The sequence below is a fragment of the Ornithobacterium rhinotracheale DSM 15997 genome (assembly GCF_000265465.1).
GTDB lineage: Bacteria > Bacteroidota > Bacteroidia > Flavobacteriales > Weeksellaceae > Ornithobacterium > Ornithobacterium rhinotracheale.
In genome coordinates this window covers 1,974,356-2,000,009 of sequence record NC_018016.1, presented here as the reverse complement: position 1 = coordinate 2,000,009, position 25,654 = coordinate 1,974,356, and the positions used below count along the sequence as shown (strand labels likewise).

At 35.7% G+C, this 25,654-nt stretch carries 19 protein-coding genes; 10 read left to right on the top strand and 9 right to left on the bottom strand.

The window, feature by feature from the left end:
• Positions 1 to 15: 15 nt before the first annotated feature.
• Positions 16 to 1,053, top strand: coding sequence for a cytochrome d ubiquinol oxidase subunit II (gene cydB, locus ORNRH_RS09470; protein ID WP_014791631.1), 1,038 nt, complete (start codon positions 16 to 18; stop codon positions 1,051 to 1,053).
• A 152-nt stretch (positions 1,054 to 1,205) separates the two neighbouring features.
• Positions 1,206 to 1,961 (top strand): ThiF family adenylyltransferase, encoded by a 756-nt coding sequence (locus ORNRH_RS09465; RefSeq protein ID WP_014791630.1) that lies wholly within the window; start codon positions 1,206 to 1,208, stop codon positions 1,959 to 1,961.
• A 3-nt stretch (positions 1,962 to 1,964) separates the two neighbouring features.
• On the opposite strand, the gene ORNRH_RS09460 is transcribed toward ORNRH_RS09465, so the two are convergent.
• Positions 1,965 to 2,720 (bottom strand): response regulator transcription factor, encoded by a 756-nt coding sequence (locus ORNRH_RS09460; protein WP_014791629.1) that lies wholly within the window; start codon positions 2,718 to 2,720, stop codon positions 1,965 to 1,967.
• Positions 2,721 to 2,952: 232 nt separating this feature from the next.
• On the opposite strand from ORNRH_RS09460, the gene ORNRH_RS09455 reads away from it, so the two are divergent.
• Positions 2,953 to 5,331, top strand: a complete 2,379-nt coding sequence (locus ORNRH_RS09455; RefSeq protein WP_014791628.1) for an outer membrane beta-barrel family protein — start codon at positions 2,953 to 2,955, stop codon at positions 5,329 to 5,331.
• A gap of 83 nt (positions 5,332 to 5,414) precedes the next feature.
• Here ORNRH_RS09455 and ftsH read toward each other — a convergent pair whose 3' ends face one another.
• Positions 5,415 to 7,472, bottom strand: a complete 2,058-nt coding sequence (gene ftsH / locus ORNRH_RS09450; RefSeq protein WP_014791627.1) for an ATP-dependent zinc metalloprotease FtsH — start codon at positions 7,470 to 7,472, stop codon at positions 5,415 to 5,417.
• Positions 7,473 to 7,847 carry a ribosome silencing factor gene (gene rsfS, locus ORNRH_RS09445; RefSeq protein WP_014791626.1) on the bottom strand — a complete coding sequence of 125 codons (375 nt, stop codon included), beginning with the start codon at positions 7,845 to 7,847 and terminating at the stop codon, positions 7,473 to 7,475.
• A gap of 65 nt (positions 7,848 to 7,912) precedes the next feature.
• On the opposite strand from rsfS, the gene ORNRH_RS09440 reads away from it, so the two are divergent.
• The gene (locus ORNRH_RS09440) at positions 7,913 to 8,647 is read left to right on the top strand and encodes a biotin--[acetyl-CoA-carboxylase] ligase (RefSeq protein ID WP_014791625.1); all 735 of its coding nucleotides are present in this window, start codon (positions 7,913 to 7,915) and stop codon (positions 8,645 to 8,647) included.
• On the opposite strand, the gene ORNRH_RS09435 is transcribed toward ORNRH_RS09440, so the two are convergent.
• The 6 genes from ORNRH_RS09435 to ORNRH_RS09410 all read right to left on the bottom strand — a co-directional run bounded on the left by ORNRH_RS09435 (position 8,644) and on the right by ORNRH_RS09410 (position 17,167).
• Positions 8,644 to 10,068 (bottom strand): alpha-amylase family glycosyl hydrolase, encoded by a 1,425-nt coding sequence (locus ORNRH_RS09435; protein WP_014791624.1) that lies wholly within the window; start codon positions 10,066 to 10,068, stop codon positions 8,644 to 8,646. The two genes, ORNRH_RS09440 and ORNRH_RS09435, sit on opposite strands and share 4 nt — an antisense overlap.
• Before the next feature lie 76 nt (positions 10,069 to 10,144).
• Positions 10,145 to 11,215, bottom strand: coding sequence for a sialidase family protein (locus ORNRH_RS09430; RefSeq protein WP_014791623.1), 1,071 nt, complete (start codon positions 11,213 to 11,215; stop codon positions 10,145 to 10,147).
• A gap of 149 nt (positions 11,216 to 11,364) precedes the next feature.
• Positions 11,365 to 12,567, bottom strand: coding sequence for a hypothetical protein (locus ORNRH_RS09425; RefSeq protein WP_014791622.1), 1,203 nt, complete (start codon positions 12,565 to 12,567; stop codon positions 11,365 to 11,367).
• 12 nt (positions 12,568 to 12,579) lie between these two features.
• Complete coding sequence (locus tag ORNRH_RS09420) at positions 12,580 to 14,019, bottom strand: RagB/SusD family nutrient uptake outer membrane protein (RefSeq protein WP_014791621.1); 1,440 nt, start codon at positions 14,017 to 14,019, stop codon at positions 12,580 to 12,582.
• Positions 14,020 to 14,029: 10 nt separating this feature from the next.
• On the bottom strand, positions 14,030 to 16,660 hold the full coding sequence (locus ORNRH_RS09415; RefSeq protein WP_243925473.1) for a SusC/RagA family TonB-linked outer membrane protein: 2,631 nt from the start codon (positions 16,658 to 16,660) through the stop codon (positions 14,030 to 14,032).
• Between the two features lie 45 nt (positions 16,661 to 16,705).
• Entirely contained in the window at positions 16,706 to 17,167 is a 462-nt protein-coding gene (locus ORNRH_RS09410) for a carboxypeptidase-like regulatory domain-containing protein (RefSeq protein WP_036601951.1), read from the bottom strand.
• A gap of 254 nt (positions 17,168 to 17,421) precedes the next feature.
• Between ORNRH_RS09410 and ORNRH_RS09405 the strand changes: the two genes are divergently transcribed.
• From ORNRH_RS09405 to ORNRH_RS09380, 6 genes are all read left to right on the top strand, one after another.
• A complete protein-coding gene (locus tag ORNRH_RS09405; protein ID WP_155814526.1) occupies positions 17,422 to 19,938 on the top strand; it encodes a beta-mannosidase in 2,517 nt (838 codons plus the stop codon).
• 59 nt (positions 19,939 to 19,997) lie between these two features.
• Positions 19,998 to 20,684 carry a CDP-alcohol phosphatidyltransferase family protein gene (locus ORNRH_RS09400; RefSeq protein ID WP_014791619.1) on the top strand — a complete coding sequence of 229 codons (687 nt, stop codon included), beginning with the start codon at positions 19,998 to 20,000 and terminating at the stop codon, positions 20,682 to 20,684.
• Complete coding sequence (locus tag ORNRH_RS09395) at positions 20,681 to 21,457, top strand: 3'-5' exonuclease (RefSeq protein WP_014791618.1); 777 nt, start codon at positions 20,681 to 20,683, stop codon at positions 21,455 to 21,457. Before ORNRH_RS09400 ends, ORNRH_RS09395 begins: the two co-directional genes overlap by 4 nt.
• Positions 21,458 to 21,461: 4 nt before the next feature.
• Entirely contained in the window at positions 21,462 to 22,376 is a 915-nt protein-coding gene (locus ORNRH_RS09390; protein WP_014791617.1) for a dimethylarginine dimethylaminohydrolase family protein, read from the top strand.
• Between the two features lie 19 nt (positions 22,377 to 22,395).
• Entirely contained in the window at positions 22,396 to 23,157 is a 762-nt protein-coding gene (yaaA, locus tag ORNRH_RS09385; RefSeq protein WP_014791616.1) for a peroxide stress protein YaaA, read from the top strand.
• Between the two features lie 110 nt (positions 23,158 to 23,267).
• Positions 23,268 to 25,643 carry a TonB-dependent receptor gene (locus ORNRH_RS09380; protein WP_014791615.1) on the top strand — a complete coding sequence of 792 codons (2,376 nt, stop codon included), beginning with the start codon at positions 23,268 to 23,270 and terminating at the stop codon, positions 25,641 to 25,643.
• Positions 25,644 to 25,654 lie beyond the last annotated feature (11 nt).

Genomic DNA, 25,654 nt, shown 5'->3' with positions numbered 1-25,654 from the left:
ATTTAAGCAATACCTATGGAAACTTTATTAGGAATCGATTATCCCACTTGGTGGTTTTTGGTAGTAGGTGCATTATTTTCGGGTTACGCCATTTTAGATGGCTTCGACTTTGGCGCAGGTGCGTTGCACTTATTTTTCAAGCGAGAAGATCACCGCCGTATTGCGCTCAATGCCATTGGTCCTGTGTGGGATGGTAACGAGGTTTGGCTTGTCATCGGTGGTGGTGCGTTGTTTGCGGGCTTTCCGTTGTTTTATGCCACACTTTTTTCGGCAATGTACATTCCATTTATGCTATTTTTGGTTTGTCTGATTTTCCGTGCCGTTTCCATTGAATTCCGTGGAAAAGAAAACATGCGCTGGTGGAAAAGAACTTGGGATATTTCCTATTTCGTTTCGTCTAATCTTTTGGCATTTTTGCTTGGCGTAGTGCTTGGAAACATCTTACAGGGGATACCACTCAATCATGAGCTAGAATATGCGGGAAGTGCCTTTTTCCAATTTCTAAATCCGTTTTCTATCCTTTGCGGATTAAGTATTTTGGCACTTTTTGTAATGCACGGCGCGATATATTTGCTCATCAAAACACGCGGACAGCTATTTCTTCAGTTAGAAAATATTTTAAAAAGAGCCGTAATTCTATTTATAATTATTTTCACCATCACAACGGCTTATGCACTTACATTCATCCCACATTTGTACGATGATTTAATGGCTGAACCTTATTATTTTATCTTCCCAATTTTGGGATTTTTGAGCATTGCTAATGTACCACGCTTGGCACACAAAAAGAACTTCCGTGGAGCGTTTCTTTTCTCTTCTCTAACTTTGAGTTTTATGATGATGCTCGTGGCGGTAGAACTTTACCCTGAACTTTTAAGAAACACCAACGACCTTGCCAACAGCATCACAGTGTATAATGCAGCGGCGTCTACCAAATCGCTCAAAATCATGATGCTTATCGTAGCAATCGGCGGACCGCTCGTGCTGGGCTACACCTTCTTTGTCTACAAAACTTTCTGGGGCAAAGTAGAATTAGACGAGCATAGCTATTAAGCCTTTTTTAATTAAAGAATCAAGAATACTCAGCCATTTCGCTGGGTATTTTTTTTGCTAAAGGTTTTTATTCTTTGTTTATAAAAACTACACTTTGGTGTAGTATTAAATATTGTATTTAATAATACCTTTACCCTATGAAATAATAAATTATGGACTCAAGATATAATAGGAATGGAATGTACATAAGCCCTGAAGAGCAAACACTTATAAAAGACACCCCTATACTTATAGCTGGTAGTGGCATTGGAAGTGTGATAGCTGAGTGCGCTCTAAGACTTGGATTTGAGCATATAAACATTGTAGATGGCAATTCTGTTGAACTTTCCAATTTAAATCACCAAAACTATCTAATGGATGATATTGGAAACAATAAAGCTGAAGCTTTAAAAAGGAGACTACTAGGCATTAATCCTGATGCTAAAATAAAATCTTACAATCTATTTATAGATATTGATAATATAGAATCTATTATAGATAATAATAAAATAGCTATTAATGCCATAGATTTCAATTCTAAAATGCCTCAACTTTTTGACAAAATATGTCAAGAGAAAGAAATTCCAATTTTGCATCCTTTTAATCTAGGATGGGGTGGATTAGTTACAATTATATCACCAAAAGGTTTATTATTGGATATAATCAATAAAGATGATGAATTGCTAAATGAGTTGAAAGTTATAAAATACTCCACTAGCTATATGAGATTTTGGAACTCACCTCAGGTTTGGATTGAAAAGATAATCGAAAAATATAAAAATGAAAATATCTCATCTCCTCCTCCACAACTTTCTGTCGCCTCTTGGCTTGCTGCTTCAATGTGTACAGATCTTATCTTTAGAATAGCAACAAAGAAAAGAGTTAAAACATTTCCAGAATTTTATTTATCTACTATCGCCAATGAGTAGCTATTATATCAATTGATTATTAGTCGCAAAAAAAATAGCTTCAGAAATATTTGAAACACCTAATTTTTCAAACATTTTTTTTCTATGAAACTTTACTGTATCTGCCGATACAAAAATTGCTTCAGCTATCTGAGCGATAGAAAAACCTCTTGCTGAATAAATCAATATCTCTTTCTCTCTTTCAGAAAGTTTTAATCTCTCCTCCTCTTTCCAGTAATCCCCCTCTATATTATAAACTAATTTTATATTTCTCCCTTTTTTATAAAGTGTAATATTTCCAGAGTTTTTCTTTTCTGAGATTGAAACAACACATATTGCTTTCCATATTTTCCCTTCATCTGTTAAATATATCGGCGTAATTTTTTGATTAACCAACACCGTTTTCCCCTCATTATTTCTAAGATGAAAATCGTAAGAAAGAGTGTATAAAAGTCTTTCGTCTACAGGTATTTTATGAAAAAATTCAAATCCTGTTGTATTTATTTTCAATAAAAGTTCCAAATCTTCTTCAGGAACATATTTGAAGTAAAAAGCATATCCCATTTCTTGAACCTCTTCAGGACTATGACCACATAAAAATAAGGGATTATGGGAAACAAAGTCAAACCCTTTTTTCTGATAATCTATAACATAAACGCTACTATAAGTAACTCTAGAAAAGGCTTCTATCGTAGCTAAATAATTATATGTCTGTTTTAATTCTTTCTCAGAAAGCTTATTAATAGTGTTTTTATCAAAAAAAAATGGATTGTTGTTCATATTTAAACAAATAGTTAATTTTTATTTTCAAATATAGAGAAAAAAATGTTAAACAAAGAAACTTTCGTTTATTTTCCAACAGCTTTATTTCTACAACTATTTATAAAAGAAACTACACTTTTTTGTAGTTTACTATAGATCAGAAAATTACTACACTTTTGTGTAATTATTATTCAAACAATATCACCTAATTTCGTAATGTAAAATAAGTAATTAATTAAAAACAGAATTTATGAGAAATGTAATTTTAAATTTTTTATTGCTAATGCTTAGTACTATAGTTTTTTCCCAAACTATAACATACAAGGGAAAGATAATTGATGAGCAACAAATACCAGTTCCATATGCAGACATCTTAGCTATAGACGAGAATAATAACATTATTGAAGGTACTATTACCGACAATAATGGTGACTTTAATTTGGAAGTAGAGGATAAAAAACCTGTAGATCGTATTGAAATAAGTTTTGTAGGATTGGAAACTCAAACAATTAAGCCAAAGACATTTGAACTTGGAACTATAATTTTAAAAGAGGGAGGTACAACATTAAAAGAATTTGTAGTTGTAGCGAGAAAAAAAATGATCGACCAAAAAGTTGATAGGCTGGTATTTAATGTTGAAAATTCTGTATCTTCTAGCAACGGGAATGCTTTAGATTTGCTTAAGGTTACGCCAAGTGTTCAAGTAAATAATAATAACATAAATATCATAGGCAAATCAGGTGCAAGGGTCTTAATCAATGATAGGGTTGTTCCTCTATCTGGAGAGGAATTAGTGAGCTACTTAAGTAGTTTTTCTTCTGATGATATTAAAAATATTGAAGTAATTAGCACACCACCAGCAAAGTACCAAGCTGAAGGAAATGGAGGCCTTATCAATATTATTTTAAAAAGACCAAAAGAAAATTCTTGGAATAATCAAATTAGAACCTCTTACACACAGACAACATATCCAGCAACACAATTAGGCAACACCTTTAATTACAGTCATCAAAAATGGAAAATATTTGCCTCTATAGATGGAAAAAATGGACACTCCCAAAAACTAACTAAAATGAATATTTATTATCCTGCAGGAGTATGGAAAGATACAATAAAAACCAAAATAGCTAGTGATTATATTTCTGGAAAATTAGGGATTGATTATCAAATAAGTAACAAATCCAACATAGGAATCTTTTACTCAGGAGATTATAAAAAACCTAATTCAATCAAGAACAGTAACACATTCATCATGAATACACATAATACCTTAATAGGAAAAGTAAAAAACATAGGGGGAATGAAACAAAAAACCATAAATAACATCTTGAATGTGCATTACTCTCAGAAATTAGACACCTTAGGCAGTGAGATGTTTATAGATTTAGATTATTTTAATTATAAAAACAATAAAGATAGAGAATTTAAAAGTGAACAATCGGGGTATCACTCAACATTTCAAAAGACTAATAATACTGGAATTCAAAATATTGAAAATTATAGTGCTAAAGTAGATTTTCAACATCCGACCAAATTTGCTAACTATTCTTATGGTGGTAAGATTGCTAGAACAACAACTAATAATGATGTTAATTTTTATGATCTAAGTAATGGAATCCCTGTATTTTCTCAAAATAAAAGCAATGCATTTAAATATACAGAAGATATTCAAGCATTATATTTGGATATATCTAAAAAGTTTAATGAAAATTTACAAGCTAAATTAGGACTTCGTTCAGAATTCACTCAAACCGAAGGATTTTCTAAAAATTTAAACCAAGTGAATAAAAAGAATTATGTACAACTATTCCCAACCCTATATTTATCTTATACCAAGGATATAAACAATATATTTAATTTATCTTTAAATAGACGCATCAATAGACCAAGTTTTGCTAGATTAAACCCTTTTAAATTCTATATTAATGCTAATTCTTATGTTGAAGGTAACCCTAATTTGCAACCTAGTTTCTCGAATGAAATAAGATTTAAATACATATTAAAAAAGGCATTTATTACTGAATTGTATTTTAACTATATTGAAGACATAGCCAGTCAAATCCCCAAAGTTGATACTAATCAAAAACAACAATACTACACATTTCAAAATGTTGGTAATTTAAAATCTTATGGCGCATCTCAAACAATATTATTTAATCCATTTAAATGGTGGAATACTACATCTATGATTTCTGGAGTATATCAAGAAACGATGACAGATGTAAATTTAGGAACAGATAAAATTTTTAATGGCTGGAAATTTCAAGCATACACAAACCAAGTATTTCTGTTAAACCGTGAAGGAACTATTCAGGCAGAAGCATCTTTTTATGGACAGACAAGAGGAAATGAATTTATGTTCAATATAGATCCTTTTTGGAAACTAGATTTAGGCTTTAAAATGAATTTTATGGATAAAAAGCTACAACTAACCGCTAGGATTAATGATGTATTTAAAACCTCTTCTCCTAATGTAACAACATATACCAATGGCGTTAAACAGATTTACAATACTTATGATGATAACAGAAGTTTCACTCTTGGTTTTAGTTATAAATTTGGTAACGAAAAAATTAGAGTGAAAGAAAAAGAACTTGGTAATAAAGATGAAGTAAAGAGACTAGATTAATCTCCTTATTTTTCGTACAAAAAAACACATCGCGGGGTTCTTAGGAACCCCGCGATGTGTTTTTAAATATCTTAAACAAATCCTTAGCCTAAATTCTCAAGCGATGGAGTGTCATTGTTGTTTTCTGGCAAATCGTTTGACGAAGGCAACTCTGTGCTTTCAGGTAAATCTTGCACTTCTGGCTTTCTATGCGATTGGCTCACAGAATCTGCTACCAAATCATTTTCTTCGTCAAAAACACGTTTTCCAAAGATTTTTTCCAAATCATCACGGAAAATGACCTCCTTCTCAATGAGGATTTTTGCCAATTCAGATAATTTATCTTTGTTCTCTGTCAGCAAATCAATACAACGCTGGTATTGCTCATCTATCAAAGCTTTAATTTCGCTATCGATTAATTCAGCTGTTTTTTCAGAATACGGCTTGCTGAAGCTGTAATCCGATTGTCCAGAACTGTCATAATACGAAATGTGCCCCACTTTGTCGCTCAATCCATAAATCGTAACCATGGCATTGGCTTGTTTAAAGGCTCGCTCCAAGTCGTTTTGTGCTCCTGTTGAGTAATCTCCAAAAATCACTTGCTCGGCAGCACGCCCACCTAAAAGAGCACACATTTCATCTTTTAATTGGCTTGGCGTGGTGATTTGTCTTTCTTCTGGCAAATACCAAGCAGCTCCTAGCGAACGACCACGCGGAACAATAGTAACCTTGACCAATGGCGAAGCGTGTTCTAGCAACCAGCTCACAGTTGCATGTCCTGCCTCGTGGAATGCTATTCTGCGTTTTTCTTGAGGCTTAATAATCTTGCCTTTTTTCTCTAGACCTCCGATAATTCTATCTACCGCATCCAAGAAATCTTGTTTATCTATCGCTGATTTTCCTTTTCTCGCGGCAATTAAAGCGGCCTCGTTACACAAGTTAGCAATATCTGCTCCACTAAATCCAGGTGTTTGTTTGGCTAGAAATTCAATATCAAGTTCATCTTTAATTTTTAAATTTCTTGTATGCACTTTAAAAATTTCTTGACGCTCATGGATTTCTGGTAAATCCACATAGATTCTTCGATCAAAACGACCTGCACGCATCAAGGCTTTGTCCAAAATATCGGCACGGTTGGTCGCAGCAAGCACGATTACATTAGTATCTGTTCCAAAGCCATCCATCTCGGTAAGCAACTGATTCAATGTATTTTCGCGCTCATCGTTTCCGCCAGTCATCGCATTTTTGCCACGCGCACGACCAATGGCATCTATCTCATCGATAAATATGATTGAAGGCGATTTTTCTTTAGCCTTTTTAAATAAATCTCTTACTCTCGAAGCTCCTACTCCCACAAACATTTCCACAAAATCGGAACCTGAAAGCGAGAAAAACGGTACTTTTGCCTCTCCTGCTACGGCTTTAGCCAAAAGCGTTTTACCTGTACCTGGAGGGCCTACAAGCAAGGCACCTTTAGGAATTTTACCTCCCAATTGGGTATATTTATCTGGATTTTTAAGAAATTCTACGATTTCTTCTACTTCTTCTTTAGCTCCTTCTAGTCCTGCGACATCTCTAAATGAAACTTTTACTTTATCGTTTTCATCATACAATTTTGCACGAGATTTCCCTATGTTAAAGATTTGTCCGCCAGGACCTCCGCCTCCGCCCATGCGACGGAATACAAAACTCCAAAGAATAAAAATCAATAAGAACCAAACGCCCACATTGATCAATAAACTTGTCCAAACACTTTCTTCCTCAATATCACTCTTTAAATGCTCGGTCGCTTCTTTTGGCAACTGATCCATTTTGCGTGCAAAATCGGTTTTAGAAAGTACTTTAAAAGTCATATTTGGGCTTTGTCCCATAATACCAGACTCTTGTTTAAGTCCTTTAAACTCTGGATTTTCTAAAGCAGCATCGGTAAGATACACATCTACCACATCGCTGTCTTTATTAAATACATATTTCTTTACATAACCTTTTTCTACATATTCAAAAAATTGATTTTCTTGAATTTTTTTAGATTTTGATTGAAAGGCATCGTTCATAAAGAAAAACCACCCAATCAAAAATATAGCAAGCGAAGTGTAAAGCCAATTTAGATTAAAAGTAGGCTTATTTCTATTGTTATTATTATTGTTATTGATTTCTGGCATTTATTCCGCAGATTTTTCAGGTTGAACATTGATGGTTTTGGCATCGCCCCACATGCTTTCTATATCGTAATATTCACGAATATTTCGCTGGAACACATGCACCACAACCGATGCGTAATCTAGCAACACCCACATCGCGTTTTCTTTTCCTTCCACGCTGATTGGTCGCTCTTTGTTTTCTTTTCGCACGGTGCGCTCAATGGAATTGGCAATTGCCGAAACTTGCGTGTTTGAGTTTCCTGTACACACGACAAAATAATCGCATACAGCATTTTCTATTTCGCGCAAGTCTAATACGGTGATATCTTCTCCCTTTAAATCTTCGATTCCAAGGACTACAGAGTCAAGGAGTTTCTTTGATGAATTTTCTGACATTCAAATATTTTTATATAATTGCAAAAATAAAACAAATCCTACAAAATACAAGCTATCTTTGTACTATGAAAGAGCCGAATTCTGTAAAATTTATTCGTTATAAATCATTGCCATCAACTAATCAAAAGTTATACCAATTGGCAGAGCAAGGAGCCGAGGCGTTTACCGTGGTGTGGTGCGATGCACAGACACATGGAAAGGGCTATGCAGGCAACCAATGGCTATCGTCTGATAATCAAAACTTAACCTTTAGTTTTTTACTAAAAAATTTAGATTTAAAAGACCAAGCCTACCTCAATCGTTGGGTGGCTAATTGCTTGCACCAGTTTTTGACAGATTGGCAGTTTCCTGTAAAAGTGAAATGGCCTAACGACTTGATTCTAAATCGCAAAAAACTAGGCGGAATCCTAATCGAAAACCGAATAAAACATGACAAAATTGATTTTTCGGTAATTGGAATTGGGCTAAATGTTTTTCAGCGTGATTTTGGCATGCTCAACGCCACTTCGCTTGCTTGTTTTAATGTTGACTTTAATGAGGATTTGGCGCAATTGCTTGAGCAAATTATGTCCGTTTTTAGCCAAAATTATCATTTAATCTTGGACAAAAAATTCGACGAAATCAATGATTATTATTTAAAATCGCTGTTCGTGAAAGATCAAGTAGCAACTTATGAGCATAATGGTATTTTGCAAAACGGAATCTTGCGAGGCATTACGCCCGAAGGCAAAGCTTTGATTGAGCTAGAAAACAAGCCCATTCAAGCTTTTGCACATAAGGAAATTAGGCTTTTATACTAATTTTCTTGACCGATGATGATGGTCTGGTGCGGTGGAATTTCTATTCCACGATTGTCCTCTGGAATGGGCTGATTGTTAAGCAAATTGATTTTAGTATTCAATCCGTTTAGGCTTAATTTCGCTACAAATTGTGGCTTATCCGAATAGTTTTGCAAAAATGCCAAGACTTGTCGGTCTTTGGAGCGAATGAATTGGAATGTATTGCTATCGGCTTTAATTACTTCAAAGCTTGCAGGTTTCCCATTGTTCCACATCACGGGGTTTTGATTATGCAGTGTATTGATTTGATGAAAAAATGCATAGTTTCGGTAATTTCCCCAGCGGATTACATCTTTATTAAAGAAATCCAATCGCTTGTCTAGCCCCGCTTCTTGCCCATTGTAAATGAGCGGAATACCCGCCATAGCATACGTTAAAATTGTAAAATTCTTATAGTTTTCGCCAAACATTTCTTGCTCGGTATAGTTCCATGAGTTTTCGTCGTGATTGGTGGTAAAATACAATTTCAAATCATTTGGTTTAGATTTTTCAATCGTATTTTTAAAATATTCATACACAGCGTTGAAGTCTTTTTTACCACGCGCAATATCCAAAATCGTATCCTTAAACGCAAAGGCATAAGTTGCATTAAAGGCTTCGTAAAGCTCAGGCTTTTCGCCCTCGGCAAGCATAAATACATTTTTTATGCTATCTAGCTCGGTGCGAGCTCGGTTCCAGAAGCTCATTGGCACCATTTCTGCCACATCACAGCGGTAGCCATCTATATCAAAGTTTTTCACCCAATATTGCATGGCACTTATCATAGAATCCTGCATTTGCGGATTGCTATAATTAAGTTGAATTACATCGTCCCAATCTGTTCCGAGTGGCTTTATTGGTTTTTTCCCTGCACTATCGAGCACATAAAAATCTTTGTTTGCTTTTACCCAAAAATGGTCTGGCGATGTATGATTTGCCACCCAATCGAGCAAAACTTTCATGCCCAAAGCATGTGCACTGTCTACCAAGACTTTTAAATCTTCTTCTTTCCCAAAAGCGGGATTGATTTTCTTGTAATCTCTAATGGCGTAATAGCTTCCCAACTCGCCTTTTCGCCCCTTTTTCCCAATGGGATAAATCGGCATGAGCCATACTACATCTGCCCCCAAATCTTTGATGCGATTTAGCTGTTGTGTTACGGCTTTTAGCGTTCCTTCTTTAGAAAATTGACGAACATTTACTTCATAAATCACTGCATTTTTAGCCCACTCAGGTTGCTCCCTGCCTTCATCTTCTGGCTCCACATCAACATTTATCACTGGAATATTGATTTTTAAAGAATCTAAACTTAAAGTTGGCGTTTGTATTTTGTTTTCTTTTTTTTGGCATGACACCACGCATGCAAGGCTAATTAATAAAACGAGCGTTTTATGAAATTTCATTCTTTTATTTTTCGGATTTTTTCAGCTGTGCAAAGATAATTTTTTTGACTTAAAACAAAAAGCGGGAATTTTTGGTTTATTTTACACTTTGAGACAAAACCCAATCTATCGGCAAATAGCTAAAAGCGATGTCGCCGTAGTCATTAACCTCGTATAAAATTCCTAAATCATTGTTATCCAACTGAGCTAAAGATGAATATGCTGAAAATCCTGGATTTAGCACTTTTCCTTGGCTCCATGTATTACCATTGTCTGTGCTGTATTTTATGGTCATATTTTTACGTTTCTTGCTGTCGTTTGCATTTGAGAAAAACAGTAAATTTTGTTTTCCTACTTGATAGTCCAAAATGGCTCCGTTACAAGCAGGATCTGGCAAGGCTTTTACTACCTCGTCTCTCAACAATTTGCCATTTGGCGCAAATTCATAGATTTTTCGACTTCCTAATCCTGCCACACGCGCATTTAGCAAAATGTTTCCGTTTGGCAGGGCAACAATATTGGTTTCATCTGCGGGCTGTACCGAACCTGTTAATAAATTCCATGAAACGCCATTGTTTTTAGAATAAAATATAAAAACTCCTTTCTTTTGAAGGTCTACCAAAGTTTGGTAAATCGTTCCGTCGGGTGCTTGGGTAGCACGCCCCGAAGTGATGAATTTAAAGTCTTTGTATGAATTTTCTGGAGCGATTTGTCTTGTAATATCGTAGGACTTGCTCCAAGTTTTGCCATTGTCGTGGCTGATTACATAATGTTGTTTAAAAATGTCTTTTTCATTTTTCAAATCCATATAATTGTAAAACAAGATAATATCTCCTGTTTTTTTATTCAAAACCATAGATGCATCTGATGCTGATTCTCCTTTCGGGAAATCCACAATGCTTTCTATATCACTCCAAGTTTTACCGCCATCGGTGCTACGACGCGCCACGATGTTGATGTCGTCGTTGTATTTCAAATCTCCACAACCATTCAAACGCTGATCGGCTACAGCAATCAAAGTTCCGTCTTGTGCTGTGATGAGCGAAGGGATTCTGTAGCAACCTCCATTTAAATTTTTATCTTTATTGGTAAATAAAATGGTAGGCATTGGTTTGGCATTTTGTGCAAAGGTCATCGCGCTAGCAAGGAGCAATATAAATTTTTTCATGTGTTATTTTGTTTAAAATTTTGGTGGACTAAGATACGAAATTTTAAATTGAAAAATTAGTTTTTTAAATCATGATAATTATCAATCGTGTTTTAATTTCATATTTAAATAAAAAATTCCGTAAAATAATTTACGGAATTTAGTTCTATTTACAATTTCATTTGCCTAAATGGACAGTCTTTCATCACCTGTTTTATTCTAAAGATTTGGTCTTTGCTTATTGTTTTCGAGGATGATATTTCATCCATTATATTAAACGAATCGTAATAATATATTTTATTTTTATCTCCATTTATAGGAAATGTTTTTTTCTGCAAAGTCATCTCTTTTTTAACATAAGAATAGGTATCGGGACAATAATCCAAGTCATTGTTCTCCATCGGAGGATTATCCTCATTATAATGTCCTGTTGGTAAAAGCCCGTAATACTTTCCTATGCTGTAGGAGAAAGATTTACCGCCATACCCCTCTTTCATCTGATAAATGCCTCCATATGTTAGAGCAAAACCGACATATTCTGGTTTTATTTTTTTAATTTCATCTATACTTTTAACAACCTCCAAATCAAGTCCTTTAATTTTTGATGGATCTCCGAATGTGAACGCAGGAACACATGCATCATCTCCTAACTTCCACATCTGAGTATTTAGTATCCAAACATTTAAATATTTTTCAGGCTCCTCGATTAAATTCTCTGAAATGTAGTTATACAAATCAAATTGACTGCTCATTATTTCTGCATCTACTTTTACAAATTCTAATTTATGCACCTTAAATTTAATTCCTGAATTGAAACTACTAGGGGATTTATTCACTTCATTAGCAAAAACTTTGTTGGTTTTATTCACAATATCTTGAAGAAATTCTTTATTTAAATTTTTGGTGTTGTTTTTTGTTTCCTCAGTATATAATGCATGAAAAATAATTGGCACAACTATCTCTTCATCATTGTTCACAACGGGTTCTGTCAATGCTACTTTCACCTCATTTGATGTTTTATCTCCCACTGTACAGGTAAAGGCTATTGAATCTGCTTTGGATTTTGTTGTATAAGCCTCAGACAACTTTATTTTTTGCCCGTCAGATGATTTTATTTCTATTTTGTCTAGAGGAACTCTATCTGCTAGCATAGGCACAAGTACTGTATCTTTTATCAGATAATAACATTTTACCTTAAATTTTAGCTCAGCCACTCCATCTGCAATTAATTGAGGACTATTAGGAGATAGCTCGATTTTTGCTATTTTATCGAATCCGATAAAACCAATCGAATATTCAGTTTCATCTTTGTTACAAGAATTGAGCATAAGCAATGCTATTATACTCAGTACAAAAAATTTTAAAAATTTCATTTTTACTATATTTTAAAAGTTACCCCAGCCAGGGTTTTGTTCTATTTTATTATTTTGCAACTCACCTGATTTCGGAATTGGCATACAAAATCTGAAATCCCCATTTGATAATTCAAAAAATTCTTTTTGGTCTTTTTTCTTGCCTACAGATTTATGTTTAAAGCCTTTTTGCAATCGAGTCAAATCAATCCATCTCATGCAGTAATCAAAGCAAAATTCTTTTCTGCGTTCAATCAAAATTTTATCCAATGTTGATAAATTTTCTTTGGAAAGGTATTTATTATACCTTGAATCTGTAAAGACTTTTAATGCTCTTTTAGCATTCTCTTCATCACCTTTTCGGGCATAACTTTCAGCTATAATCAATTGCATTTCGCTCGCAGTAAAGAAATCCCACTTACAATACGAGTATTGAAACTCTGACTCAAACTTCAAAATACCTTTATCCTTATTGAAATATAAATCAGTTCTTTTATCGTTTTCATCAAATAAGCTAAATAATTCATCTGAGGCATATTGAAACATACCCCAAGCTGGCATCCCTACAAGATTAAAAATTCTATTTGTATCGTTGTACATAAACGATAATAAAGAATATGTCTTTTCTTTATTAATACCATAGCTTTCATTTTCCGTCGGATTTCTTGAAATTTCTTCTAAGCTAAGACGCCCTTCCATCGCTTTTTGAGCATGGGCAATTGCTTTCTCATAGTCTGTTGCTGCCTTTGCCCCCGAGTCTCCTTTATACAAATACACTTGGGCTAAAAGAGCGTGGACAATTTTCTTATCATAAAATATATTATATCCCTGTTTAGGTTTTGTTTTATAATTTAAAACTTCTTCTAGTTCATTTATAATAAAGTCGTAATTTTCCACCTGTGATTTTCTTGATTTATCGTAATCTCCAACTTTGTCTGGGTTTGTATTCAATGGTAGACCAAGACTATTATTGTGGTAAGGCGAAAAAAATTGGAGTAATCTAAAGAAGTTCCAAGCTCTTAATGTCTTAACTTCACCTTTTATAATATTTCTTTCATCTTCAGAAGCCTTTACTTTATCCAACTCGAACAAAACCATATTGTAGAATCCAATTGATTTAAATCCCGTTTTCCATATTTGCTCATTAATATCTGGGTGTTTCCAATCTTGAGATTTTTGAAAATCCCCTCTATTGTTTCTCCCCATGTAATTATCCAAATATTTTTCAAGATCATAATCATCGCTATAAAAGTGCGTAATTAAATAATCCTTATTGTCGCTAAAGAAAATTGGGACATTACTCAAGGCTTGTCTCGTATCGCCATCTTGAAAAGACTTTAGGTGTCCTCCTAAAAGAGACTTGACATCTTGGTAAGAACTAACTGTCATTACATTTTCTGGCTTTACATTTAAGTAATCTTGGCAAGAATAAATTGTAAATAAAGCCAATATTGCTATTATAATTTTTTTCATTTTCACAGTATTAAAAACCTATATTAATCATTAAATTGTAGCTTCTTGTATTTGGGTACCCTAAACTTCCCATGAGGGCTGGGTCTATTCCTTTATATTTAGTAATAGTAAATAGATTGTTGGCTCCGATGCTTATTCTAGCATTGTCTATCTGCATATTTTTAAGCCAATTTTGTGGCAAATTGTAACCAAATGATGTAAATGTATTTCTTAAATAATCTCCTTTTTCTAGCATAGAATCGTACATGTATTCTCTATAAGCCACATTGTTATATGAAATTTCTGGCTTCAAAGCTTTGTCTCCTGGAGCTCTCCATCTTGATTTATCACTAATATGTCGATTTCTTGATGAAATTGAACTAAAGCCTTCAAACGAACGAATGTAATGTCCCATTTTAAATTCAAAATTCATATTAAGAGACCACTCTCTCCAATTAAGACTTGTAGAAAATCCGCCTACAACTGGAGGAACAAAATCTCCCAAAAACTGAGGCGTAGGTGCCTTTAATCCTAAAGTTACATTACTAAGTCTATCCATATCAAAAACATCTCCATTACCATCATAAACTAATGTATGCCCATTCTCTGGATCTACTCCAGCAAATCGATAACCGAACCATCCTTGAACTGGATAATCTTTCACAAAATTACGATTACCACTACCTGAGCTTATAATAGGTAAAGATGCTAGATTTTCATAAAATGTTTCTGTAACTATGTTTTTATTTAGAGAAAGGTTTCCTCTTAATATCCACGATAAATCTCTTGTTTTTATAACTTTAGCCTCTAGATCAAACTCCCAACCTTTGTTTCTCAAATTAGCAACATTTTGAACTACGTCCTCTCGCCCAGAAGAAAGTGCCAGGGCTTTTCTATCCAATAAATCGTATACAAAATTATTATAGTAATTCAGTCCAAAAATTAATCTTCTATTTAACCAAGATGATTCTACCCCTATGTTGAAATCTTTTTTCGTTTGCCATTTAACATTGGGATTTGCATACACAAACGAGGTTGGAATAATTATATTATCATAATCATATCTATTTTCAAATTTCATCAAAACAAACGGAAATGCGTTTTTATCTATACTTCCAGTATAGCCAAAACCTGCTCTCAAAGACAAATCATTTATAATCTCTGATTCAAAAAAATTCTCTTTAGAAACATTCCATTTCCCTGAGACATTCCATAGTGGTGTAAATTGATTATCATTTCCAATAACATCTGATCCATCGTATCTCACAGAGCCACTTAACACATACTTATCCATATAAGAATAGGTTCCGTTAAAGAAAAAAGAAACTAATTTAGATTCAAATCTACCTGTATTCCCTAGGCTACTAAATGGGATTGTTCTCACATCTATTCCCTCTGGCAAAGCTGGGAACCCAATTATTCTATGTAATTGATCAAAAATTGGAGAATAATTAAACGATGTATTGGTAATAGAGTGTGAAATTTCTTGTCCGGCAAATAAGTCTAAATAATGTTTTTGATTAATATTCAATCCATATTCAATGGTGTTTCTAAGCGTATAACTATTTCCATAAGAAGTCCCTTCGTTTAGAGAGCCTTTTACTTGCTCTGGCAGAATCTCCGAAACCGCAAAATTGTACCAATTATTCACAAAGTTTGTATAAGTTCCCTCTCCCTCTGTCCTATTAGTATTATTACTTCTTGCACTTGCTATGCCTTGCGAAGCTATAGACAGTCCTTTTATTGGCTTCCACTCTAACTTTGCTCTAACGGCACCCTCTAGATATCTACTATTTGATTGATTTCTTTCTATTTCATTTTTAACATTTAGTGTAGACCATCTCAACCCACTTCTTATTCTACTTTGAGTCATAGACCAACTTAAATCATATTCATTTGGCAATTCATACGGATTTGCATAGATGGCATAAGTCAATGGATTTATAGCTGAAGCTGTACTAACATTATTTCTATAGGTACCAGACAAATCTAATTGCATTGATATTTTATCATTAATTTTATGATCAATCCTTGAGCGCAATCTTAATCTTTTATAATCATTATTATACTCTATCCCATTCTCTTTCAAATAGTTCACTGAATTATAAAATTGAGTCTTTTCCGTGCCACCAGACATATTTGCATTTAACTGCATTGAATAACTGTTTCTATATAATTCTTTAAACCAATCTGTATTAATACTTCCCAATCTATCCAACTCTGCATCAAATGCTTGCTGAGAAATCAGCCCTCTGGAAAGCTCCCTCAAAAGAGAGGTTACTCTACCATATGTTGAAACCTCTAAATCGTTATAAACCTCTTTTTCAAATTGAATTTTTTCTAATGAATTCATCATATTTAAATTACTTTTAGGCCTTTCATTTATACCAAAAGTTGCAGATACATTATACTTAGCCTTGCCAGCTTTCCCAGACTTGGTCTTAATTACGATTACCCCATTTGCAGCACGAGCTCCATAAATTGCACTTGCAGCCGCATCCTTCAATACAGTAATGCTTTCTATATCATCGGGCGACAGATTCCCTATTCCTGATTGAAATAAAGATGGGTCTAAACTCCCTCCCAACGAATTTAAATTAGGAACCTCCCCTTGGAGCGGCATTCCATCCACGATCCAAATTGGATCAGTATTCCCAATCAAAGAGTTTACACCCCTTACATGAATTTGAGCATCTGCACCTGGCCTTCACGAAGTAGTTACAGATACCCCCGATAAATTTCCAGCCAAGGCATTATCTATCGACTTGACATTCATCTTTTTAAGGTCTGATGATTGAAGCGTAGAAACACTCCCAGTCATCCTCTCTTTCCTAACCTTCTGGTAACCAGTAACAACAACCTCTTTCAACTCTTGAGATTGAAGATGCAAAACAATATTCATCTTAGGCTTAGCCTTTAATTTTAAAATCTCAAGATTAGGGAAAGACACTTCAATAAATGAATTCTTAGGAACTGTTATTTCAAAATTCCCTTCTCCATCTGTTTCAACCTCTAAAGATTTTTCTTTCAAAGACTGAATCAAAGCTCCCACTACTGGCTCCTTATTTTCATCCACTACATTTCCTTGAATTGTAACAGACTGTGCTTTTGTGAAAATTTGAGCACTTGACACCAATGCTACAAATAAATAAAATAAAATTTTTCGCATAATTCAATAACTTTCATAAAAATAATTATCTACCGCAAATTTATATATTAATACATAATAATAAAAAAAAAAACTATAGTTTAACAATAACAACAAACTACTCCTGAATAATCAATCTTACAAAAATTCAAAAAACGACATCAAAAATAAAAAACTCACTAAATTATAAAATTATTGAAATCACAATAGATTTTCATACATTTATAAAAAATACCCCTATGCGTAGATTTTTCTTTTTACTAAATGTTTTAATCATGAGTCTAAGCTTTTCTCAGAAACGCATTACACTCAATCAAGATTGGCAATTTTCTGAAATTAATTCCCAAAAATGGTATAAAACCGACATTCCTACCTCGGTGCAACATTCTCTAATTCAGCATAAAATTTTACCACCACCTTACAAAGGCACCAACGAAGAAAAGATACAATGGGTGGAAGATAAAGATTGGATTTTTATAAAAGATTTTGAAATTCAGGCTAATGACTTGAAATTCCCAAATATTCTTTTGCAACTCACGGGACTTGACACCTTTGCCGATGTTACCCTGAACGAACATAAAATTCTGCACGCCCAAAATATGTTTGTGCCGTACGATATTCCTGTTAAAAAATATTTAAAAACTGGAAAAAATACGCTCAAAATCAAATTTTATTCACCTATCAAATATAACGAACCAAAACGACTCGCAGCGGGCTTTGAATATCCTGCCGATAACGATCATCGCACAGAAAAAGTAAGTGTTTATTCTCGCAAAGCACCCTATCATTTTGGGTGGGATTGGGGAATCCGCATTGTACAAATGGGCATTTGGCGTCCCGTTTATCTTCAATTTTTAAACGAAGCCTACATCACCGATTATTTTGTAGAACAAAAGGAAGTTTCGGAGAAAAAAGCCGTGATTCAAAATCATTTACAAATTAAATCTGACAAAGATTTTAAGGCTAATATCGTTTTAAATATTCGAGAAAATGGAAAAACCATAAGTAGCATACAACGCAGTTTTGACATCGCAAAAGGCTCTAATTCTTTTTTACTTCCCATTGATTTAAACCAGCCAAAACTCTGGCAACCTAACGGCTGGGGAAATCAAAATTTGTATGATTTTTCTATCGAAATTAAAAACAAGGATAAAACTATTAGCTCTAAAAATCACAAAATTGGCATTAGAAAAATTGAACTCGTACGAGAAAAAGAACCCAAGGGCGAAAGTTTTTATTTTAAAATAAATGGCAATCCGATTTTTGCCAAAGGTGCCAATTACATTCCTGGCGAAACGCTTACAGCTCAGCAAGATTCGGCTTACTACGAACGATTATTTAAAAATGTAGTCGCCGCCAATATGAACATGTTAAGAGTTTGGGGCGGTGGCATTTACGAAAACGATTATTTCTATGAATTGGCCGATCGCTATGGCATTCTCATTTGGCAAGATTTTATGTTTGCATGCACGCCTTACCCGAGCGATTCGGCATTTCTCGACAATGTGGAAGAAGAAGCCATCAGCAATATCAAACGCCTACGCAACTATGCTTGCGTGGCTCTCTGGTGTGGCAACAACGAGGTGGAAGAATCCATTAAATATTGGGGATTTGAAAAGCGTGTCCCTGCCGATGCATACCAAAATTTCTTTCACTCCTACGACCAAATTTTCAAAACGCTTCTCCCCGATTTAGTCAAAAAATACGCACCCGAAACGCCTTACATCCACGGCTCGCCACTCATTGCCAACTGGGGGCGACCTGCCACTTGGGCTTATGGGGATTCGCACTACTGGGGCGTTTGGTATGGCCGTCAGCCATTTGAAATTTTAGACAAAAATGTACCAAGATTTATGAGTGAATTTGGGTTCCAAGCTTTTCCAGAAGAAAAAACGCTCCGCACTTTTGCCGATGAAAAAGATTTTGCCCTAAACTCTAAAGTGATGCAAGCACACCAAAAAAGTAGCACGGGCAACGATGCCATAAAAGAATACATGGAACGCTACTACCGAATGCCCGAAAACTTTTCGGATTTTGTGTACTTAGGGCTTGTGCTCCAAGGCGAAGGCATGAAAAAGGGCATGCTCGCCCATCGTAGAAATCGCCCTTATTGCATGGGCTCGCTGTATTGGCAACTCAACGATAGCTGGCCGGTGGTTTCGTGGTCGAGCGTGGATTATTTCAACAACTGGAAAGCACTGCACTACAAAGCTCGAGAAGCCTTTGCACCAATTGCCGTGGATGCCTACCAAAACTCAGATACTCAAAAATATGATTTTTACATATTTTCTGATGAATTAAAAAGTATCCCAAAAGCGAATTTGGAAGTAAAACTCATGGATTTCTCGGGAAAAATCCTCAAAAAATGGAATTTCCCGACCGATGTTTTAGCCAACCAAGCTCAAAAAGTTGCGAGCTTAAACCTCAAGGATATTGCCGACGAAAAAACCATGAAAAATGCTTTTTTAGTATTAAATTTAAAAGACCAAAAAGGCAAAACTTTAGCCCAAGATAATTTCTATTTCTTGCCCGTAAAAGAGTTGAATTTACCTAAAAATCAAATCCATACAAAACTTAAATTTAAAAACGGAAAATATTATTTAAAACTTAAAACCGATAAATTGGCTAAAAATGTATTTGTAGAGATCCCGATTTTGGGTGTTCAGTTTAGCGATAATTTCTTTGATTTATTGCCAAACGAAACCAAAACCATCGAAATTTCTTCGCCTGAATTAAACGAAATTCATCCGCCAACAATCAAAATCAGACAAGTGCGAGACACCTATCGATAAGCCTATTTTTTGCTCAAATCAATTAGTATTATCGCTTAAAATTTAGTATATTCGCATTTATGCAAATTACAAAACACATACCCAATGCACTCACGCTGAGCAATTTGTTCAGTGGCTGTTTGGCGATATTTATTTTAGTCACAGGTGTTTTTCCGCTGGAATACGCTTTTTTGTGTATAATTTACAGTTTGATCGCCGATTTTTTTGACGGGCTCACGGCTCGCTGGCTCCATGCACAATCGCCCATTGGCTTGCAATTGGATTCCTTGGCAGACATGGTGAGTTTTGGGGTATTCCCTGGATTTTTGTTGTTTTACACGGCTGAATCAAATCATATTTTCCCTTATGAGAATTTCATTATTTTCTCAATAGTTTTGGCATCGGCATATCGTTTAGCCAAATTCAATATCGATACCGAGCAAAGCTACTATTTCAAAGGGCTTGCAACACCTGCCAACACGATTTTGTGCATCGGGATGTATTATTTAGCCATGGAATATCCGTGGTTTCAGCAAAGTTGGGTTTTGGTTATCTTCAGCTTAATTTCAAGCTATCTTTTGGTATCGAATTTGCCACTATTTTCATTAAAATTTAAAGGCGTAAACGCTAAAAAACTCACGCCACACATTGCCTTGGCAGTCATTGCTATTTTGCTTTTTATCATAATGGGCAAAGCCGCCTTGGCACCAATTATTTTAGTCTATATTTTACTTTCAATCATATTTAAAAATTATTTTGTATCATGAGAAAATTAAACTTACATAAACCTATCTGCTTTTTTGATTTAGAAACCACAGGAACCAATGTGGGCAACGATAAAATCGTAGAAATTTCAATTTTAAAGGTTTATCCCAACGGAGAAAAAGAAAGCCGCACTTGGCTAGTGAATCCTGAAAGACCCATTCCGCCCGAAACGACTGCCATTCACGGCATAAATGATGAGGATGTGAAAGACCAGCCTACTTTTAAAGAATTGGCACCCAAAGTGGTAGAAATGCTGAAAGACAGCGACATTGCGGGATTTAACTCTAACCGATTTGATGTGCCTTTGCTTGCCGAAGAGCTTTTGCGTGCGGGTCAAGATATTGATTTAAAGAAATGTCGCCCGATTGATGTGCAGGTGATTTTCCATAAAAAAGAACCGAGAAACCTTTCGGCAGCGTATAAATTTTATTGCAACAAGGATTTGGAAAACGCACACTCGGCAGCGGCAGACACCAATGCTACTTACGAAATTTTTGTGGAGCAAGTGGCTAAATACGAAGACCTTGAAAACGACATTAATTTCCTAAGTGAATTTTCGCAACATTATAAAAATGCGGATTTTGCAGGTTTTATAGGGTTTGACCAAGATGGTAAAGAAGTCTTTAAATTCGGAAAATACAAAGACCAGCGTGTGGAAGATGTGTTGGAAAAAGATGCGGGCTATTTTGGCTGGATTCAAAATGCTGATTTCCCGCTTTATACCAAAAAAGTTTTAACCGAAATTAAACTTAGAAAATTAAATAATAAGCTTTAACTATATGATTTTAAATATAAAAAACGAAACTGGAAGATTGAAAGCCGTGGTACTTGGGACACCAAATAGCCCAGGTGCAACGCCCAATGTAGCTGAAACTTACGATTCCAAATCTCGCGAAAGCGTAATCAATGGGGTGTACCCCACAGAAGAAGCGATGCGAAACGAGATGAACGCCTTTGCCGAAGTGCTTAAAAAATATGGTGTTCAGGTATTTAGACCTTATGACTTAAAGGATACCAACCAAGTTTTTGCACGAGATGTGGGGTTTGTGATTGATGATAAATTAGTGATTTCCAATTTAATCGAAGACCGAAAAGATGAGCTCCAAGCTTATGAATTAATCTTTGATTCGGTGAAAAAAGAAAACATTATCCAAGTGCCAGACCAAGTGCATGTGGAAGGTGGCGATGTGATTTTGTGGAACGATTTCCTTTTTGTAGGCACCTACAAACAGCCTGATTATCCCAAATTTAAAACCGCTCGCACCAATGCCGCCGCGGTGGAATTATTGAAACAAAAATTCCCCAACAAATGGGTAATCGACATGGAATTGGTAAAAAACGACCAAGATCCTTACACGGGCATTTTGCACCTGGATTGTTGCTTTCAGCCCGTGGGCGAAAACAAAGCGATTATCTACCGAGACGGATTTTTGAACCCACGCCATTATCATGTTTTGATTGATTTATTTGGGCGCGACAATGTGTTTGAAGTGACACGCGAAGAAATGTACTGGATGTCGCCAAACATTTTCTCCATCGCTCCCGATGTGGTGGTTTCTGAACAAAATTTTAAACGCCTAAACCGACACATGCGCGACGAATGGGGCATTACGGTAGAAGAAATTCCGTATCGTGAAATTTCTAAAATGGGCGGATTATTGCGTTGTTCTACCATGCCGCTGATTAGAGATTAAATAAAAAAAAACAACTGAAATGAAAATATTTTTATCACCCGCCAAAAGACTCAATACCGACGAAATCGAAAAGCAATGGGGAAAAGAGACTCAACCCCGTTTTTTGAAAGATGCGGAGCAATTAATGGAGATTTTAAAAACCAAAACGCCAAAACAGCTGAGCGATTTGATGAGCATTTCCGACGACATTGCCCAAATGAACTACGAGCGCAATCAACACTGGACTGCCAAACCTAAAAAAGACAATGGCTACCAAGCGGGATTGATGTTTGATGGCGAAGTATATCGAGGCTTGCGCGACACGCCACTTTCTGGCGAGGCTGTGGAATATCTCAAGGAGCATGTCTATATCCTTTCTGGGCTGTACGGGATTTTAAGTCCGCTCGATGTGGTGATGCCCTATCGCCTAGAAATGGGCACCAAACTCCAAAATCCAGACGGAAAAACATTGTACGATTTTTGGCAAAAAAGGCTCACCGATTTTGTAAATAAAAACACTAAAAAGGGCGAAATTTTGCTGGATTTAAGCAGTAAAGAATACATGAAATCTTTGTTGCTCGATAAGCTAAAAGGCACTTTGATTGATGTGAAATTTAAAGATTACAAAAACGGAAAATTAAAACAAATCAATGTGTATTTCAAAAAAGCACGAGGAGCTATGGCTCGTTTCTGTGCCGAAAACCAAGTGCAAAATCTCGATGATTTAAAAGCCTTCACAGGCATGAATTATGCCTACGACGACAACCTCTCTAGCGAAAGAGAATTGGTTTTTGTGAGATAGGGAGTTTTTAAAACAAAAATCACCAAGCGAAATATTAAAAAAATTAATATTTCGCTTATTTTTTTCATTATATTTGGGAGAGTTTTTCAACAAAACATTAAACTCTTCTTATGAAAAAATACATCTTTCTATATCTTTCCCTGATTTCGCTGTCGCTTCTGGCGCAAGAGAAGTTTACGCTCAGCGGCTATATTACCGAGGAAGGCAGCCAAGAGCTTTTGATAGGTGCCGAGATTTATGTGCCGCAAATCAAGCAATCGGTGGTGAGCAACAATTATGGCTACTACTCCATCTCCCTGCCCAAGGGCGATTACGACATCATCTGCACACTTGTGGGCTACCAAGAGTTTGAAGACCATATAGAATTAAACCAAAACCAAATTTTAAACATTTCGCTCAGCAATCATATCACGCTCAAGGAAGTAGTGGCTTCGGCAGAAAACTCCATTAAACAAAGCAAAAGTGCACAGATGAGTGAAGTGAAAATCCCCATAGCACAAATCAAACGCCTGCCAAGCCTTTTGGGCGAAAAAGATGTGCTCAAAGCCCTGCAACTCACCCCTGGGGTGCAATCTGGAGCCGAGGGCAGCAGCGGGCTCTATGTGCGTGGCGGTGGTCCCGATCAGAATTTATTGATTCTAGACGATGCACCTGTGTACAATGCCTCTCACCTATTTGGTTTTTTCTCGATTTTTAATGGCGACGCAATCAAAAACATTAATTTAATCAAAGGCGGATTCCCTGCTCGCTATGGCGGTAGACTTTCCTCTGTGCTAGATGTGAGCATGAAAGACGGGAACAAAGAAAAATTTGGCGGAGAAATCGGGCTAGGGCTTTTATCTTCCCGCTTAATGCTCGAAGGTCCCATTGTGAAAAACAAATCATCGTTTATCATTTCCGCGCGTAGAACTTATGTGGATTTTATCTTAACGCCACTCATGGACGAAGACGAAAAAATGAAGTATTATTTTTATGATTTAAATGCTAAAATCAATTATGAATTCAATCAGCGTAACAAATTATATTTGAGTGGCTATTTTGGCAAAGATTATTTCCGTTCAGTTTTAGGCGACGACTACGGCGAGAGCAAAGGCAAATTATTCTGGGGAAATGCCACCGCAACTTTACGCTGGAATCATTTATTTAATGATAAAATCTTTTCCAACACCTCTTTGATCTTTAGCGACTACAATTTTAATGTATATTCTTCTGATGAGTTTGATGACGATGAGAAACTTAATAACACAAAATATTTCTACGAAAGCAAATACCAATCAAGCATCACCGATTTGGGCTTAAAATATGATATGCAATTCAACATTTCGCCTCAATATTTAATCAGAGCGGGAGCCAATGCAGTATTGCATAACTTTAAACCAAGTGCAATAAGCATTAAAGATGAAAGCGAACAGCTCTCTAATCATGAAAATACGGTAGAAAAAATCAAAACCACCGAAGCCAATGTTTATATGGAAAACGAGTGGAGCTTTTACAAAAAATTTAAAATGAACGCAGGCTTGCGATTGAGCAATTATTTGCACAAAAACAAGACTTATACCTCGCTAGAGCCACGAGTTTCGCTCCGCTATTCCTTGACAGATGATTTGTCTATCAAGGCATCTTATGCAACCATGAACCAATACATACATTTGCTCACAAGTGCAGGCGTGAGCCTCCCCATGGATTTGTGGGTTACCACTACCGATCGCGTAAAACCTCAACATTCAGAGCAATTTGCGCTGGGCATTTCCAAAGACTGGAACGAGCAAAAAATCGGAATTTCGCTCGAGGGCTACTACAAAAAAATGAACGACCTTTTGGGCTATGCACCAGGAGCAAGCTTCTTGCTCAATAATTTAGACTTAAGCCACCCAAACCGCGAGTATTCTTGGGAAGAAAATGTGATTCATGGGCAAGGCTGGGCATATGGGCTTGAATTTTTTGTGCAGAAGAAAGTCGGCAAGTTTTCTGGCTGGGCGGGCTATACGCTAGCTTGGGTGCAACACCAATTTGACGAAGATAACAAAGGCGAAAAGTATTTTGCCCGCTACGACAGGCGACACGATATTTCGCTAGTAGGATTTTACGACATTACCAAAAACATCAGCCTTTCAGGAACTTGGGTCTATGGAACGGGAAATGCCGTGAGCTTGCCCAAATCCTCTTATTTTAATTTAATCGATCCTCTAGACAGCGACAATCCGTATGCAAATGTTTATGCCTATGGGAGCAAAAATGATTTAAGAATGCGTGCTTATCATCGTTTAGATTTAGCCATTCAGTTTAAAAAAATCACCAAGCGCAAGCGCGAACGCATTTGGGAAATTGGAGTTTACAATGTTTATTCTCGCAAGAATCCGTTTTTCTACCAATATGCCGACAAGGAGATAGAGAATCCAGACGGCTCAAGCCAAAGGAAAGTCGTGCTGAATCAATATTCGATTTTTCCAATTATTCCAAGCATTAGTTATAGTTTGAAATTTTAATTCAGAAAAAA

Bases quoted from the DNA above. Each gene is read 5' to 3' on its own strand.
- cydB (WP_014791631.1), top strand. From the start codon at position 16: ATGGAAACTTTATTAGGAATCGATTATCCCACTTGGTGGTTTTTGGTA.
- ORNRH_RS09465 (WP_014791630.1), top strand. From the start codon at position 1,206: ATGGACTCAAGATATAATAGGAATGGAATGTACATAAGCCCTGAAGAG.
- ORNRH_RS09460 (WP_014791629.1), bottom strand. From the start codon at position 2,720: ATGAACAACAATCCATTTTTTTTTGATAAAAACACTATTAATAAGCTT.
- ORNRH_RS09455 (WP_014791628.1), top strand. From the start codon at position 2,953: ATGAGAAATGTAATTTTAAATTTTTTATTGCTAATGCTTAGTACTATA.
- ftsH (WP_014791627.1), bottom strand. From the start codon at position 7,472: ATGCCAGAAATCAATAACAATAATAATAACAATAGAAATAAGCCTACT.
- rsfS (WP_014791626.1), bottom strand. From the start codon at position 7,847: ATGTCAGAAAATTCATCAAAGAAACTCCTTGACTCTGTAGTCCTTGGA.
- ORNRH_RS09440 (WP_014791625.1), top strand. From the start codon at position 7,913: ATGAAAGAGCCGAATTCTGTAAAATTTATTCGTTATAAATCATTGCCA.
- ORNRH_RS09435 (WP_014791624.1), bottom strand. From the start codon at position 10,068: ATGAAATTTCATAAAACGCTCGTTTTATTAATTAGCCTTGCATGCGTG.
- ORNRH_RS09430 (WP_014791623.1), bottom strand. From the start codon at position 11,215: ATGAAAAAATTTATATTGCTCCTTGCTAGCGCGATGACCTTTGCACAA.
- ORNRH_RS09425 (WP_014791622.1), bottom strand. From the start codon at position 12,567: ATGAAATTTTTAAAATTTTTTGTACTGAGTATAATAGCATTGCTTATG.
- ORNRH_RS09420 (WP_014791621.1), bottom strand. From the start codon at position 14,019: ATGAAAAAAATTATAATAGCAATATTGGCTTTATTTACAATTTATTCT.
- ORNRH_RS09410 (WP_036601951.1), bottom strand. From the start codon at position 17,167: ATGCGAAAAATTTTATTTTATTTATTTGTAGCATTGGTGTCAAGTGCT.
- ORNRH_RS09405 (WP_155814526.1), top strand. From the start codon at position 17,422: ATGAGTCTAAGCTTTTCTCAGAAACGCATTACACTCAATCAAGATTGG.
- ORNRH_RS09400 (WP_014791619.1), top strand. From the start codon at position 19,998: ATGCAAATTACAAAACACATACCCAATGCACTCACGCTGAGCAATTTG.
- ORNRH_RS09395 (WP_014791618.1), top strand. From the start codon at position 20,681: ATGAGAAAATTAAACTTACATAAACCTATCTGCTTTTTTGATTTAGAA.
- ORNRH_RS09390 (WP_014791617.1), top strand. From the start codon at position 21,462: ATGATTTTAAATATAAAAAACGAAACTGGAAGATTGAAAGCCGTGGTA.
- yaaA (WP_014791616.1), top strand. From the start codon at position 22,396: ATGAAAATATTTTTATCACCCGCCAAAAGACTCAATACCGACGAAATC.
- ORNRH_RS09380 (WP_014791615.1), top strand. From the start codon at position 23,268: ATGAAAAAATACATCTTTCTATATCTTTCCCTGATTTCGCTGTCGCTT.